This window comes from Pseudarthrobacter sp. S6, assembly GCF_050156575.1.
Taxonomy (GTDB): domain Bacteria; phylum Actinomycetota; class Actinomycetes; order Actinomycetales; family Micrococcaceae; genus Arthrobacter.
Genome location: NZ_CP189581.1, coordinates 171,015 through 185,854, shown reverse-complemented (window position 1 = coordinate 185,854; position 14,840 = coordinate 171,015). Strand labels below are relative to the sequence as shown.

Below are 14,840 nucleotides of genomic sequence, written 5' to 3'. Positions count from 1 at the left end.
CCACCCAAAAACCCCATCCCACCGACAACCCAGACAGGGGACGATCATGAAGAGCAAGACCCAGACGAAGGCACTGCACTTCGACATCCACGGCCGCGTCACGATCCGCGTCGACGCAACGGCGCCGGCAGCACACCAGCTCCGGACCATGCTGGCGTGTTTCGCCACCGACATCGAACGGCCGGCGGACATCGTCGTCGATGACCAGCCGGAGCCGATGCCGGATGCGGGTCTGCTCGAGCACGAGCTGGCGTACACGGACAACAGTGTGCGTTTTAACGCCGATCGGGTCCAGGTTGTGAGGGACGCAGAGCAATGGCGCATTCACGGATCGGGTGAACTGTTGACCTCTGTGGTCCCTGTCCTCGATGCCGCCATGGTCGCTCGAGGAGCTGCCATGTTCCATGCGGCAACGATGGCCTACCGGGGTCACGCGGTCGCGCTTCCCGCGGCCGGGGGAACCGGCAAGACCAGCACCGCCGCCAAGCTGATGCGGCGTGAGGGGTGGTCGTTCATGGGTGATGACTGGGCCTTCCTCGCCGAAGACGCCACGCTGCTCGGCTACGCGAAGCCGATGTTCATCAAGCCGCACCACCGGGACATCTACCCGCACCTGTTCGAAGGTGTCCGGAAGCCCCTCGTCCCGTCACGGCTCTCGGGGAGCGTCGGCCGTCTCACAACGGTGGTGCATCCGTACGTCATCCGTTATCCGCGCCTCGCGGACTTCTCCCGGCGATGGTCGCCGGAGCACCGCATGGTCGAGGCGGGGACCGCGTTCCCGGGGCGGGAAGTGACGACCTCGGCCCCGCTCGCGGCCGCCGTCTACATCGAGCGCTTCGAGGGCACCCGGTCTCGGATCGTCGAGCGGACGACCGATTGGATGGTTGACCGTATGATCGGCAACTTCCACATCGAGATGGCGGGCTTCTCGCAGCGGGTCGTGACCGGCCTGGCGGCCACGTCCGTCGTCCCGTGGCGCGAGCACTTCGCTGCGAAGGGGCTCGTGTTGAGCAAGGCGCTCGACGGACGTCCGTGCCACCTGCTGCAGGTGCCCTCCGTGTACTCGGCGGATGAGGCGTCGGATGACATCGTCCGGCATCTTGAGGAGCTGCTGCCCTCGGTCCTCGACGAGGAGGTCTGAAATGCGGGACACAGAGGGTCACAGCCCTGCCGAGATCACCGCGGTCGTTCCGGCCCGCAACGCGGAGCACATGCTCCCGCGCTGTCTGGAGGCCCTGCGTCAGTCCGGTGTCGCCGAAATCATCGTGGTGGACGGATGCTCCACCGACCACACCGTCAACCTCGCCCTCGCGGCCGGTGCCCGGGTCCTGAGTGATGAGGGCCGCGGCCTGCCATGGGCACGAACGCTCGGTGTACGGAGCAGCAGCACCCGTTGGGTCCTGCTTGTCGACTCCGACGTCGTGTTCGGGCCCACGGGGGTCGCGGACCTGCTCACGGAGCTGGTGGAGGGCGGCTACGACGCCCTCCAGGCCGGTCTGGAGAGTGTCGCTGGACCGGGCTATTGGGGGCAGGCGCTGGCGCATCATCATCGCACCGGCCGCAGCCGCAACTGGTTCGGGCTCGTGGCGACGGTCGTTGACCGTGACCTGATGCTGGGCGTGGGTTTCGATGACTCATTCAAGTCGGGGGAGGATATCGAGCTGCGTTGGCGGATGCGGGAGTCAGGGCTGCAAACGGCGGTGTCAAGCCGGGTCTTCGTTGAGCATCGTTTCGCCGCTGACGACTTCGACTTCGCGCTTGACCAGTTCCTTATGGACGGAACGGGACTGGGACGGATGGTCCGCAAGCACGGCTGGCGTGGTGCGAGGTTGGCGCTGCTGCCCGCCGCCGCGGCAGTGCGGGGCAGCGCCTTGAGCCTGGCCGCGGGCCAGCCTCGGTGGCTGCGCTACTACGTCGCTTTCTGCTGGTATAACTACGCCGGCCTGGCTAAGGGGTTGCGTCGTGAGCGCTGAGCGGGGGACCGCTGTCACGGACGCCCCGACGGTCCGGCACTCCGCCCTGCGCAGCTCGCTTGGCCTCATCGTGGGCAAGGCCGCCCAGACGGGCGCGGGTTTCGCCTTCTGGGTCGTGGCCGCTCGCGCGACGTCCGACCGTGAGGTCGGGCTCACCATGGCCGCTGTCGCGGCGGTGATGATCTGCACGCAGCTCGCGGTGCTGGGTGCGGGCTCGGCCGTGATCGTCGCGGTGGGGCGGGGGGAGCCGCCCGCGCGGGTGCTGGACGCGGCGTTCGCCATCGTGGGGGTCGCCGGCACCGTGCTGGCCCTGGGCTACCTCGTGCTGCAGTCGGCCCTAACGCCGGACACGGCCGTGGTATCGGTTCTGTTCTGGCTCACGTTCCTCGTGGCTGCCGTCACCGGCACCCTGGTCATCGTGCTGGACCAGGCGCTCGTCGCGTTGGGACGCGGTGCCAGCGCGACCTTGAGGTACGTGTTGGGCGGCGGGGTCTCACTCGGGGCTGCGGCGCTCGTGGCCTGGGGGGCGCATGGCGCCTCCGCCGACGTGCTGATGGCCTGCTGGACCCTCGGGACGGCCGTGGCATGCGTCGTCGGTGCGGTCCAGCTGCGAAGATTGGTCGGCTACCGGCCACGACCGTCCTTGCGCTCGGCGCGCGGCCGTCCATTGCTGGCGGTGGGCCTTCCGTACCAACTCCTCACCCTTACCGAGCGCGCGCCCGGGCTGGTGCTGCCGCTCCTGCTCGCGCACATGGTGGCGCCGGAGGCAGCTGCCTACTGGTATCCCGCATGGATGATGGCCTGGGCCGCTTACTCCGCTCCGATGCTGATGGGCATCGTCCAGTTCTCCGAGGGCGTCCGTGACCCGGACCGCCTGGTCTCGACCACCTGGGCGAGTCTGCGTTGGTCGCTCGCCGTAGGAGGTCTGGGTGCCGCCGTCCTCGTCGTCCTCGCCCACCCGCTGCTCAGTCTGCTGGGGGAGCGGTACGCTGACTCGTCCGCTGGCGCCCTGCGTTGGTTGGCTGCCGGACTGGTGCCGTACGCGGTGCTGCAGGCCTACAACGCCGTGTGCCGGGCCCGCGGTCGCTACACTGAGGCGATCGTGGTCGGCGTGACGCTCGGAGTCGCCCTCTGCGCGTCAGCGCTGTGGGCCGCAGACAGCGGCCCCAGCGCCATGGCCCTTGCGTGGCTGGTGGTGCTCTCCATCGGCGCCGGGGCAGTCGGCCTCCGGCTGCTCGCCGTCCTGCGGCGCATCACTAAGGACGCATAATGACCAGGGGGCTTGACGTGACCATCCGAACCATACGCACCATACGCACCCAAGGACGCTGGAAGTCCCGTGACGTGTGGTGCGCATTGGCGGGAGCCGTGTCGCTGGCTCTTGTCGTGTGGGCCGCCTCCACGGTGGCCTTGCCAGTGAACAGCGACGTGGGGCTCGTCGGTGTACTGCCCTACCCGTTCTGGATCGGGGTCCTGCTTCTGAACGTCGCCTTCGTCGTAGCGCTGCGGGGCGATGCCGCGGGCCCGGCGCGCCGCCCGGTCATGCTGTGGCTCGTCGTGGTGCTCGTGCTCGTGCTCTTCGGGACCGCAGCCTTCGTTACAGACGTACCGCGCGGTGAGGTCGCGTTCCGTCATCTTGGCATCGCCGACGCCCTCTCCCAAAACGAGGGGATCGACCCGGAGATCGACGCGTACTTCAACTGGCCCGGTTTCTTCGCCCTCCTGGCGACGGTGCTCCGGGCGACCGGTCTCGACCCGGTGACCGTTGCCCTGTGGGCACCGGTGCTGAACATGGGTCTGTGGCTCGCTGCCCTGGGCGTGCTGACGCGCTATCTGACGAGCGATCCGCGACGGCGCTGGCTCGTGCTCTGGGTCTTCTGCCTCGGCAACTGGCAGGACCAGGACTACCTGTCTCCCCAGGCCTTCGGCTTCTTCCTGTACCTCGTCGTGATCGCGCTGGTCATCGGCCCGTTGGCCGCGCGGCCCCCCGAGTTCCGAGGCTTCCGCCGCGCCGACCTGGCGGCGTGGTGGCAAGGCCGTTCGCCCGCCGAGCCCCGGCCGGGGCACCGGGTGAGCGCGCTCGCGGGGACCCTCTTGCTCGTCGTGGTCATCTGCGCAAGCCATCAGCTGACGCCGTTCCTGGTGCTCATCGCCATCGCCGCTCTTACCCTGAGCGGTCGTGTCTGGCCGAGCCGGCTGCCCCTGATCACTGCAGTCCTGCTGGCGCTCTGGCTCGCCTATCCCGCGAGCGCATACCTCATCGGGCACCCGCCCCTGGCGGGCGCAGGACTGCAGACCGCGATCGCGGCGAACGTCGTCGACCGCGTGAGCGGGAGCGCCGGGCACGTGCTTGTGGTGCAGCTCCGGATCGTTCTCACCCTCATACTCTGGGCGCTCGCCGCGGCGGGGGCGTTGCGCGACTGGCGCAGAGGGCGTATCGACATCCGGGTGGTCCTCCTCGCCGTCACCCCACTGCTGCTCTTCCCTGTGCAGTCGTACGGCGGGGAGATGCTCATCCGCGTCTCGCTGTTCGCGCTGCCCTTCATCGCCATGCAGGCGTGCTCGGTCCTGCTTCCCACGGACGGGAGCACACGCCCCTCCGCCCGCGCGGCGGGCGGCCTTGCGCTCACCTGCTTCCTGCTGGCCGTGCTGACCATAACAGGCCGATTCGGCAACGCCGAGTATGACGTCTTCACCGACGGCGAGATGGCCGCCGTCGCCACCGCGCAGCGTCTAGCGCCCCCGGGCTCGGCGGTCATCTCGGCTGCCCACCCCACGCCGTGGCGCAGCGAGGCCTACCTCGAACACCGGTACCGGACGATCGAGGAGCTGTGCCCGTCCGACTTGTCGACGGCGATGTGCGGCCCACTCGTTTACGACTACGCCCGGCGCAATTCCGCAGGCGCCTTCCTGCTGCTTACGCGCTCGTCGGAGGCGAGTCTCGTACTCACTGGCCAGAGCAGCCCGGGCGGCTTCGCCGAACTGGAGGAGTGGCTGAGCAGGCAGAGCGGCGTGGAGCTCGCGTTCAGCAACGCCGACGCACGCGTGTACCGGGTGGTGGCGCCATGAGCGGCGGCGGCGTCCGCCGGCCCACGGTGGCGCTCGGTCTCGCGGCTGTCGCGCTGTCGCTGGTGACGCTCGTCGGGCTGCCGACACCGCTGCAGGCGGTCGCCGCGATAGCCGTCCTCGTCCTGCTCCCGGGGCAGGCACTCGCCCGGCTCACGCCGGTGACCGACCTCGCGCTCGGCACGCTGCTTGTCCTGGCGCTCGGCCTCGCCACGCTCACGGCGGTGTCCACGACAATGTTCTACCTCGCTGTGTGGTCGTGGCAGGCGTGCGTCGTCACGATGGGCGTCATCACCATCCTCGCGTGCCTGGCACGCGCACGACAGGAGGCCGCGTCATGATCGACGTCATGATCAACCTGGCGGGACTGCTGGCGACTGCCGCCCTGCTCATCACCCTCATCGCGCTCGAGGTCCGACGCGCCGGACCGGAAACCGGACAGCCCGCACGCCCGAGGCTCCTCGGCCGAACAGTGAGCCCCAGGGTCGTCGCAGTCATGTGGACGGTGTACTTGCTCCTCTTCCTTCCACGCGTGCTGGGAATGCTCACGTGAGCAGCGCGGCGCGGTGGTGGCTCCTCAGCGACCTCCACCTGGGCGCGTCGGACGACGACCCCCGGCGCCCTGGCACAGTGCTGCCCGAGTTCCTGCGCCGCGAGGTGCTCCCAGCACCCGGTCCGCAGCAGCACGTCGCCTTCGTCGGTGACACGTTCGAGCTGGTTGGGTTCGCCCAGGACGAGAGCCTGGCCCGGCTCGAGTCCATTCTTGCCCGCCACCCCGACACGTTCTCGGCGCTGAAGGCGTGTGCGGCGCGCGGCGTGGAGCTGCACTTCGTCTGCGGCAACCACGACGTGGAGCTGGCCAGGCCCGCGGTTGCCGCCCGACTGTCAGCGCTGCTGTCACCCATCGAGCCCTCGCGCGTCCGGATACACCCGTGGTTCCTGCACGTGCCCGACGTGCTCGTGGCTGAGCACGGGCACCAGCACCACGCGCTGCACCGGATGCCAGAGGTGCTCCGCGCGGCGGTCAACGGCACCGACGAGCTGAACCTGCCACCGCTCGCCGCCTGGAACGCCCATCCGTCGAAGTCGCGCCTGAGCCGTGCCGGGGCCGTTGCCCGGGCCTGCCTGGCGTCCGAGCGGGCGGAACGCCGCGTCCGGGAGCCCGCGTACGACGAGCTGTTGCAGACCGAGTCACTGCGGCTCGCGCTCGACGGGGTGGCCGTTCGGGACCTGGCGCGCCTGTCCCGGTTCCGGACGGTATCGGCGCTCCCGGTCGCAGCGACCCGTATGGTGCTCGCGGCCGCCGGGCGCAGAGTCACCGGCGAGGAGGCACCTGCTGCAGCGGGCCGGTTCGCACGTACCCTGGAGGCGCACGGTTCCGGGGTGGCCTGGTACGTCTCGGGCCACACCCACCGGGCCCTAGAGTCGGCGCTCGAGGCGTGCCCCACCAGGTACGTCAACACCGGCACGTGGTCTTCGGAAGTCCGCGGCCGCGGACCTGACCAGTCGGACCCTCGGGCGTTCCCGTACGCCGTGGTCGACGTCGCCCGCGACGGCACCACCAGCGGCGGGCTGCGGTACTGGCGTCCGGACGGTGGCTGAGCCGTGCGCGTGTCAACGCGCTAACCGGCGGTGATCGGAACCGATGAATTAGCCAGGGCTTCGAGCCCCGCTGTCAGTCTGCATTCCGCCGGAAACGGGACGGAATTCCCAGGTGTAAGAGCCGTCAGCCTTGAGGCTCATCCGTAGGTGACCCCATGTGTCGCTAAATTTCCGCTGCACATAAGAGGGGTTACTGGTGAACTCCCGGAGGCCGATTCCACCAGTGGACACCTGAAATTGTTGCATCCCGTCCGCAACGCACTGGTCCGCGTTGTTAATCGGGCAGGTCCGCTCGTAATTGTGCTGAGAGCCGGACAGCAGCACACGAACGCGGTTCTCCCAGAACACGTCAATCCACGGCTTCGCCTGAGAGAAGCGCGTGTGGCTCGACGTGTTGCTGGTGAAATACGGATCATGGTAGATAACCGCCAGATGCTTTCCAGCGGTCTTCGCCGCTTTCAGGTTGGCATCCATCTCCGAGGTCATCGCCTGCGCCCGCGTAGCGTCATAACGCCATGTGGCCGTAGGCGCTACAAGAATGTGCCAGTTGCCTTTGTCGAACGAATACCAGTCGAGAGCGTCTTGGAACCGTCCAAGATCGGAGTTCGTCGCGCTCTTCTCCGTGGACACGCACTGCCCATCCATGTACCGGTCAACGTCGTCATTCTTGCCGGGTTCAACATCATGATTCGGTCCAGTGGTCCAGTACGTCTTGGCCTTCGCCGGACCCCACAACCGGTTGTATGACCCGAGCGCGGAACAGGTGCCCTCGTCGTACTGGAAATCGCCGAGCGCTAGGAAGTTGTCCAGCGAACCGTCGTTGAGACCGGCGATGATGCTAGCCGCGTTCTTACCACTGTGCGACGTGGCCGACGTGTTACCAGCAGGGTTTATATCCCCGGTGGCGGCGAAATCAAACGACTCACCTGATGACCCCGGCGGGGGAGTATCACTGGCAGCCGCATAGACGCGAACCCAATCCACTCGCATCTCGCCAGCGCCGTTAGCAGTGTCGTCTGGGAGCCAGTCCAGTTGTAGCGTCTGGTGCATCGGACCGGGAGGCTGGTGCGCGGGGTCGTTGTCCTCAAACCACTTCACCCCATCGACGTAGCCGACGATCCCGTTCGGGGACCAGTTAACCGCGTAGTTGTGGAACTGGCTAACGTCCAGATCCTTGGCCGCCGACGTCTGCGAGTTCGAACATCCATAGTGGTAGAAGAATTTGATGAGGTTCCAAACGCCCGTCGTCTCCGCGTAGTTAACTTCGCCGTCACACGGCCAATTCCCACTATCCGGCCACAGGAGCGACACCATGTGGTACTCGTTGTCACCCGAACCCGCCGCGCGCACCTCCCACCGGCCGTACCTCTGGCGCCCAAACTTCGCGCTCATTCCAGCGGTGGTGCCTTCCGGTGTCCCGGTAATGACCATTTCGGAACCGTTTACCGTGACCTGCTGGGGACTCCGGATGCCTTTCCCCGCGTGCCCCACACTGTTGTACACGGACCATTTCGAGGCGTCCGGTGCACCGGTGTAGTCGAACTCATCGCCAGCGGTCGGCGTGCCCCAGTTCTGATCTGTCGCGGCAGATCCCGTCGTTGGCGTAGTAGGGGTCGGCGTGGCTGATGCTGAAGTGGCGGTCGGCGCCGCCGTCGTTACTTCCGGTTGAGGTGAAGGGGCCGAGCAGCCGGCCAGGAAGATTGCCGCCACCCCAAGGGCGACCAAGTGTCTATGCATACGTCAGAATCTCATGAGAGGGCCGGCAGCGCCACCGTCCGGGACGTTGCTCAATACGGCAGCCCGCATTCCGATCGTGGCGTAGGTTCCCACCGACGTCCGTTCCCGCGCGCTTGAGTTCATGCCCAGGTACGCTGCCCGCCCTATCCGCACGCCCCCGCCCAGGGAAACTCCGGCTGTGAAGGTAGAGAAGTCCGCCACGTCGTCGTCGTGCGTGAACGTGACCCCCGGCATGACAACAACATGCTCCCCGAGGGTGACAGACGCCGTCAGGGTGACGTTCGGCAGCAGGATGCTGCCCCTGCCTATCCGGCAGCCCTCCGGGGGCCGGACGATGGGGTCGATGGCAGTGGCGTAGCGGCTCTCTGTGTGGCCCAGTTCAGTCAGCCGTTCCACCACGGACTCACGGGCGCTGCCGGAATCGAGGCACACAAGCAGCAGGGCATGGGTGAATTTCCCTGCATCTTCAATGGTGCCGAGCACCGGGGCGCCGTCCACCGATGTGCCGGATAATTCCTCGTCGTCATCCAGCAACCCGAGTGCGTCGTACTGGCCGCTGCTGCGCACCATGGCCAACACTTCCCGGGCCAGTCCGCTGGCGGGGAGCAGGATGAGTTCGCTCACGCGCCAACCTCACCGGTGGCGGCCCGGATGCTGGCGATGATGCGGTTCATTTCGTCGATATCCAGTTCATGGAAGACGGGGAGTATCGGGGTCCTATCGCTAAGCCCGCGACGGCGTGACGCACGTCCATCGCGGGAATGTCCCCCCAGCGTGGCAGCTAGTTTGCTGGCGCGGTTCATATGGCTGCGACTTGCCAGTCCGGGCTCGCATGCAGGTTGCGGGCCAGGTTGGTCCCCCAGTGTCCAGTCCCGACGACGGCGATTCTGAGTTTCCGGATCGGTTGCCGGGGGGTGGGGACTTGGAACGGATTGGCGAAGATCCTCATGTCACTTTCTTTCCCCGAGTGTTGCCCGTGCTGCCACATTAGTCCGGCGCCCGCGGCTTTGGCAGGGAAACGAGCGGGCTCTGTGGGTGCGGGACGGGAACGCTGTGGAAACTGTCCGGCGGGTTTCGTCCTAGAGGACAGGCAGGACGTACGGCTCCCGTGCCGCGGCTTCCTTGCCTGCTGCGAGGGCCGTGAGTTGGGCACGTGATTCCACTCCGAGCTTCCGGTAGATCGCGGTAAGACGCACTTCCACCGTGCGGACTGAGACGTACAGAGTGGCCGCGATTTCCTTGTTGCGCAGGCCCCGGGCCACCATCTGTGCCAACGCCTTTTCGTGGTCGGCGAGTATCAGCATGGCGGGGTTGCCGCCCGTGCGGGCTGGCTCCACCCGCTCGTCCAGTAACAAGGAATCGACGTGCTGGGTCCAGGCATCTGCGCCGGCCTCATCAAACATCACTTTCGCACGCAGCAGGCCGTCCCGGGCATCACGCAGGCGGCCAAAGGCTTTCAGCCGCTCCGCATAGCAGAGCAGCGTCCTGGCCCGTTCGAGGACGGATTCGTGGGCGTTCCTGCTCTCCAGCGCATGGCTGAACAGCTGGAGGGACTGTTCGCCGTCGGCCAGCATAGCGCGGCTCCGGGCGACGGCTGTCATGAGCCACGGGGACCTCAGTCCTACCGCGCGGCTCTCCAGGCGGAAAAGCGTCTGGGTTGCTTCCCTGTGCCGCCCCAGCCGGACCAGGACCTCCACTAAGTCTGCCTCGCAGCGCAGGAGCGTGGGGTTGCCGAAGGACATGCCGATCTCCACAGCCCGGGACAATTGCGCGAATGATTCCGCAAGGTTGCCCCGCATGAGGGCAAAATGTCCCTGGCAGGCGGCCAGCTGGGCAGTGGTGGCCAGGTGGCTCTCCGCACTGGAAAAATACTGCGCCTGCGCCACGTAAACGCGCGCCAGCGCTTCGTCGCCGAGCGCGTGGGCCCGCCAAACCCGGAAGATATGGCGCATTCCGCGGTGATATTTGGTCTCGGGTTCAGAGAGTTCGAGGTCTTCGATCAGTTTGACCGCTGTCCGGACGTTGCCAGCGCGGATCTCGTTGTCAACGGCAAGGAAGTCTGCGGTTTCACGCCAGTTGATGTTGCTCGCCTCAACAGAATGCCGGACCACGGCGAAGGCCTCCTTGGCGAGCCCGTAGTGTTCGGCGTAGCTCAGGGCGCGGCCCTGCACCAGGAGGGTTGCCACTCTCGCGCCGCCAACGGCGTCGCACTTGTGGTGGACGTGCTCCGTGTTTCCGCCGATTGCCTCGATTAGCAGCTTGGCGCGGCCCGCAACCATCAGGCAGTCCGCGGAAGCGGAGTCCTGGAACCGGTCGGCGTACCGCAGGAGGCCGACGGCATCCTCCAGCTCCCAGCGTTCCGCATAGTAGAGCGAGCCGACGGCCAGCAGGTTAGCGGCGAACGCAGGATCGTGCTGCCCGAAGTCCTTGACCAGGCGGAGCACCATGCTGGGGCGCACGGCGGTACCTTGGATGAACTGGATTTCGAAGGCAAGGCCGGTCAGGCGAAGGATCAGCGCGGGGTTTCGCGTTACCCGCTGCGCCCATTCAAGATAGCGCTTGGCGTAGACAAATTCGCCCCTGTTGAACAGCAGCTCGGCCACATTGGCGAGGCGGGCGGCAGTTTCCGCTTCCCAGGGGTTGATAGTAAGGGCACGTTCAATGTATTCCACGGCAAAGGCAACTTCCCCGCTGCGGACGAGGTCCACGGCAAACCGGAGGAGGCCAAACGGCGTCTGGCGCTCCAGCGAAGTAAAGCTCAGGTGCCACCTGCGGGCATAAGGGTCCGTTTCGGCTGCTGCTTCAGCCATGGCGCGGTGATTGGCTGTCCGCACCGTCGGTGTCATGGCTGCAAAGACGTATCCACGGAGCAACTGGTCCTGGATCAGGAGATACGGCCCGGTCCTGCTGGCCATGCCGCAGGCCAGCAGCTCATCGATTCCGGGCCACAAATCGCTGTAAACCTTTTCCAGCGTTGCGATGTCGCTCCGGCAGGACAGTGAAAGCAGGTCCAGGACGTGCCGTGCAAAAGGCGTCAGCCCTCCGACTGTGGCGGCGAACTCCGATTCAAAGCTTCCCTTGCAGGGAAAGGGAACCGGGAGGGCGTACTTCCCCTCGGCCTGGCGTTCAAGCAGGCAGGTGTAAAGTTCGACGGCGGCGAGAGGGTTGCCCTGAGTTGCCGCGGCAACCGCGTGGACCGCCGCCGCGGCGGTCTGCCGCGCCGGAATCGACTCCAGCATCCGGACAGTGTGGTTGTAGCTCATGGCCCTCAGCGTCAGTGAAGGCAGGCTTGTGAACGGGCTGTCCCCCGCCTCCTCCCGGACGCTGATGAACAGTGTCATGTCCGTTCCTGACAGGCGCCGGGCCAGGTATCCGATCACAGCCTGGCTACTGGGGTCCAGCTGGTCTGCGTCGTCGATGACGATCACTGTCCGGGAGGACGCGCGCTGGTGCAACCCGTCAAGCAGCATCGTGGATACGGTGGGAACGTCCATTGCCCCGGTGGAATCGCGGAGCAGTTCGTCGGTGAACCGGTTGAGGGCGGGGTCATCGATTCCTGTCAGGAGGGCAGTGAGGCCCGAAAGCCGCCAATCGGATTCCGACGCGCTGGCCCGCAGAAAAATTGTCCGGTAATCCGAGAGCCGAGGGATTTCGGACAGCAGCGCGGATTTTCCCACGCCGCGCCGGCCCACAACCGTCAGGGCGGATTCCTGGGGCCCTCGGATCACAGAAAGGATTCGGTCCAACTCCTCGCTTCGGCCTATTAAAGACATGTGGTCCCCATCCATCGAAGAAGGAGACCAATACCGCTTGAGCTTCAAGTTGACGAGGCCCGTCCGGTCATTTTCATGATCGTTCGGGCCGGTTTCCTGGCCGCGGCGTTGCGTCCAGCACGGTACCCAGCCGTTGGATGCCAATATAGCCGCGCCGGGTTCGCTGCACCACAGTAATTACGGCCGCAACGCCCTAAGTACAATACCTAGCTGGTGTCGTTTCCTACTTGCCACCATGCGCGTCACGCGGAGCACCCCTTTTGGCGCTCCTGCCGCCGCGGTTCCGCGCAATGGCACGGAAGCACGACGTCGGGCGGTCCAAAAGTATGCCTGGCGTGACGGGACGCGATGCCCGGGTTAGTTTCTGAGGTGCGCTTCGCTCCGCCGTGGGGACGGAAAATTTGGCCGTGTCAGGTCTGTTCCCAGGGATATCTGGTGCTGGCAGACGCTCAGGGGACAGACTTGATGTGTGTGTTTCGGTCGACCCCGATTCGTCTATGGTGCCGGTGAGCCTGTGGGTTAGTTTGGTGGTGGAGGGCACAGCTTTGTTGTCCGCGGGACCGTGGACTGTTGCCTTGGAGCAGTGCGCCACGAGGCGCTGTTTGTTACGTATGGAGGTGGGAGACCTTCGTCGCTTCGCCGTCGTAGCGGTGGAGTGAAGCTGCAGGCAGCCGTTCTCGGGGATCACCGAGAACCGGTGGGAGCAGCCTCGACAAAGTCGGGCCGGTTCAGTACTGCCGGATGGGCCGGGCCCGGTGAGCGAGACGGGAAGGTATACGAGAGGAACCGGTGTCGTTACGCCTCTTCAGGCAACGCCAGCTCCAATCCGGTGGATGTGGGCTGGTATGCGGTGCACGCCCGCCCCTCATTTCGGGCGGGGGACTCCTGGTCCGGCTTGCTCTTCGCGGCTGGGAGGCCACGGTGAATGTCTACGGCGTAGCCGTGGCGATGCCGCAGGGGTAGAGCCGGGTGCCTAACCCGTTAATCGGACGACAGTGAACGTGGGAACCATCTGTAACCGTTCCATTACCCACTCCCGGCCAGGGAGATGGAGGGATGGATAGGCCTGATGCCGGCCGAAGGTTAGGGGTGGGGCGGAGCCGCCGTAGTACTCCGAGCCGGGGAAAGCCCGCGCACATGGGGAAGGGCGGCAGCGTGTCAGTTAACGAGAGGTTGCAATGTTCGAAGAAGCGCCGGTGAATACCGGCGCCGTGCAGTGGCCGGATGCTGATTCGGCTTTCTGGGCGGTACGAAGCATGCAGATTAAGTTGCATCGTTGGGCGAAAGAGGATTTCTATCGCCAGTTTGGTGACCTGTTTAACCTTGTCTATGATCCGGCGTTTCTGGTGCACGCGTGGGAACGGGTGTCCTCCAACGCCGGGGCACGGACTCCGGGGGTGGACCAGGCCACGGTGGCTTGGGTCGAGTCCCGGATTGGGGTGGAGGCCTTCCTGGGCCACGTTCGTGCCTTGCTGAAGTCAGGCGAGTTCGAGCCGGTCGAAGTGCGGCAGGTGCTGATACCGAAGGCGAGCGGGAAACTGCGCAAGCTGGGTATCCCCACCGTCGTGGATCGGGTGGTCCAGGCGAGCCTGAAGGCGGTGTTGGAACCCATTTTCGAGGCGGATTTCAAACCGTGCTCGTATGGGTTTCGACCTAACCGCAGGGCCCAGGACGCAATTGCCGAGATCCATTTTCTGGCCAGTCACTCGCATGAGTGGGTGCTGGAAGCCGATATCCAGGCGTGTTTCGATGAAATCGGGCACACGCCGTTGATGGAACGGATACGGCATCGGATCAAGGACAAGCGGGTCCTGGCGCTGGTCAAAGCGTTCTTGAAGGCCGGGGTCATGACGACCTCCGGGCAGCGGGAGGAAACGCTGAGCGGCACCCCACAAGGCGGGATACTCTCCCCGCTGCTGGCTAACATCGCGTTATCGACGTTGGACGAGCACTTTGATGAGCAACGGCGAGAACAGATGGGAACCGACCAGCAGCGGGCCAAACGCAAGCGGAATGGCCTCGGCAACTGGAAGATCGTCCGCTATGCGGACGACTTCGTGGTGATGGTGTCTGGAGAACGCAGGCACGCTGAGGAGTTGCGGGAGGATGTGGCCGAGGTGCTAGCCCCGATGGGGTTGCGGCTGTCTCCGGAGAAGACCCGTGTGGTCCACATTACGAGGGTTTCGACTTCCTCGGTTTCCATATCCATCGCCGACGGAAACGAGGAACACAGAGACGCTGCGTCTACACCACACCTTCGAAGAAGGCCGTCCAGTCGGCCAAGGACAAGGTGCGTTACAAGACGCGTAGGTCAACCCTGCACATGAGTCTGGGAGAGTTGATTATCAGTCTCAACCGGATGTTGCGGGGATGGGCGAACTACTTCCGGCACGGTGTGTCCTCGCGGGTATTCCAGCAACTCGATAGCCACGCTTGGTGGCGGATCGTTAGCTGGATACGCACGAAATATAAGGGCAAGAGCCGGGTCAGCATGAAGGAGGTGCGCCGCCGTTTCTGTGACCAGGGATGGCGGATCGCCCATGAGGGGGTCGTGTTCACCGGCGCATCCAGCGTCGCAGTGACCCGCTACCGCTACCGCGGCAGCACCATCGCGACCCCCTGGACAACCAAACCGGCAGCCGCCAGCAGCGGCTGACCAACGGTCACGACACGTGGAGAGCCCGGTGCG

At 65.7% G+C, this 14,840-nt stretch carries 12 protein-coding genes; 9 read left to right on the top strand and 3 right to left on the bottom strand.

From position 1 onward, the window contains the following. Window positions 1-46: 46 nt before the first annotated feature. From ACQCS0_RS00995 to ACQCS0_RS00965, 7 genes are read left to right on the top strand one after another with little or no spacing between them, the layout of a single operon-like run. Complete coding sequence (locus ACQCS0_RS00995; RefSeq protein WP_354156283.1) at window positions 47-1,141, top strand: hypothetical protein; 1,095 nt, start codon at window positions 47-49, stop codon at window positions 1,139-1,141. 1 nt (window position 1,142) lies between these two features. Continuing rightward, window positions 1,143-1,973: a glycosyltransferase gene (locus tag ACQCS0_RS00990; RefSeq protein WP_354156284.1), complete on the top strand. Its 831-nt coding sequence runs from the start codon at window positions 1,143-1,145 to the stop codon at window positions 1,971-1,973. Beyond that, entirely contained in the window at window positions 1,963-3,243 is a 1,281-nt protein-coding gene (locus ACQCS0_RS00985) for a polysaccharide biosynthesis protein (RefSeq protein ID WP_354156285.1), read from the top strand. The genes ACQCS0_RS00990 and ACQCS0_RS00985 overlap by 11 nt, the downstream gene beginning before the upstream one ends. Next, on the top strand, window positions 3,243-5,042 hold the full coding sequence (locus tag ACQCS0_RS00980) for a glycosyltransferase (RefSeq protein ID WP_426939986.1): 1,800 nt from the start codon (window positions 3,243-3,245) through the stop codon (window positions 5,040-5,042). The genes ACQCS0_RS00985 and ACQCS0_RS00980 overlap by 1 nt, the downstream gene beginning before the upstream one ends. After that, the gene (locus ACQCS0_RS00975; RefSeq protein ID WP_354156287.1) at window positions 5,039-5,380 is read left to right on the top strand and encodes a hypothetical protein; all 342 of its coding nucleotides are present in this window, start codon (window positions 5,039-5,041) and stop codon (window positions 5,378-5,380) included. Before ACQCS0_RS00980 ends, ACQCS0_RS00975 begins: the two co-directional genes overlap by 4 nt. Then, entirely contained in the window at window positions 5,377-5,592 is a 216-nt protein-coding gene (locus ACQCS0_RS00970) for a hypothetical protein (RefSeq protein WP_354156288.1), read from the top strand. Before ACQCS0_RS00975 ends, ACQCS0_RS00970 begins: the two co-directional genes overlap by 4 nt. After that, a complete protein-coding gene (locus tag ACQCS0_RS00965) occupies window positions 5,589-6,641 on the top strand; it encodes a hypothetical protein (protein ID WP_354156289.1) in 1,053 nt (350 codons plus the stop codon). Before ACQCS0_RS00970 ends, ACQCS0_RS00965 begins: the two co-directional genes overlap by 4 nt. Window positions 6,642-6,689: 48 nt before the next feature. Here the strand turns inward: ACQCS0_RS00965 and ACQCS0_RS00960 are convergent, their stop codons facing one another. From ACQCS0_RS00960 to ACQCS0_RS00950, 3 genes are all read right to left on the bottom strand, one after another. Next, the gene (locus tag ACQCS0_RS00960; RefSeq protein WP_354156290.1) at window positions 6,690-8,366 is read right to left on the bottom strand and encodes a family 16 glycosylhydrolase; all 1,677 of its coding nucleotides are present in this window, start codon (window positions 8,364-8,366) and stop codon (window positions 6,690-6,692) included. A 15-nt stretch (window positions 8,367-8,381) separates the two neighbouring features. Then, window positions 8,382-9,002 (bottom strand): acetyltransferase, encoded by a 621-nt coding sequence (locus tag ACQCS0_RS00955; protein WP_354156291.1) that lies wholly within the window; start codon window positions 9,000-9,002, stop codon window positions 8,382-8,384. A gap of 455 nt (window positions 9,003-9,457) precedes the next feature. Continuing rightward, window positions 9,458-12,151 carry an AAA family ATPase gene (locus ACQCS0_RS00950; RefSeq protein ID WP_426939985.1) on the bottom strand — a complete coding sequence of 898 codons (2,694 nt, stop codon included), beginning with the start codon at window positions 12,149-12,151 and terminating at the stop codon, window positions 9,458-9,460. Between the two features lie 1,178 nt (window positions 12,152-13,329). Between ACQCS0_RS00950 and ltrA the strand changes: the two genes are divergently transcribed. Together ltrA and ACQCS0_RS00940 are read left to right on the top strand one after the other, a co-directional pair. Next, entirely contained in the window at window positions 13,330-14,478 is a 1,149-nt protein-coding gene (gene ltrA, locus ACQCS0_RS00945) for a group II intron reverse transcriptase/maturase (RefSeq protein WP_426939984.1), read from the top strand. Then, window positions 14,475-14,807: a group II intron maturase-specific domain-containing protein gene (locus ACQCS0_RS00940; protein WP_426939983.1), complete on the top strand. Its 333-nt coding sequence runs from the start codon at window positions 14,475-14,477 to the stop codon at window positions 14,805-14,807. The genes ltrA and ACQCS0_RS00940 overlap by 4 nt, the downstream gene beginning before the upstream one ends. The last annotated feature ends 33 nt before the right edge of the window (window positions 14,808-14,840 follow it).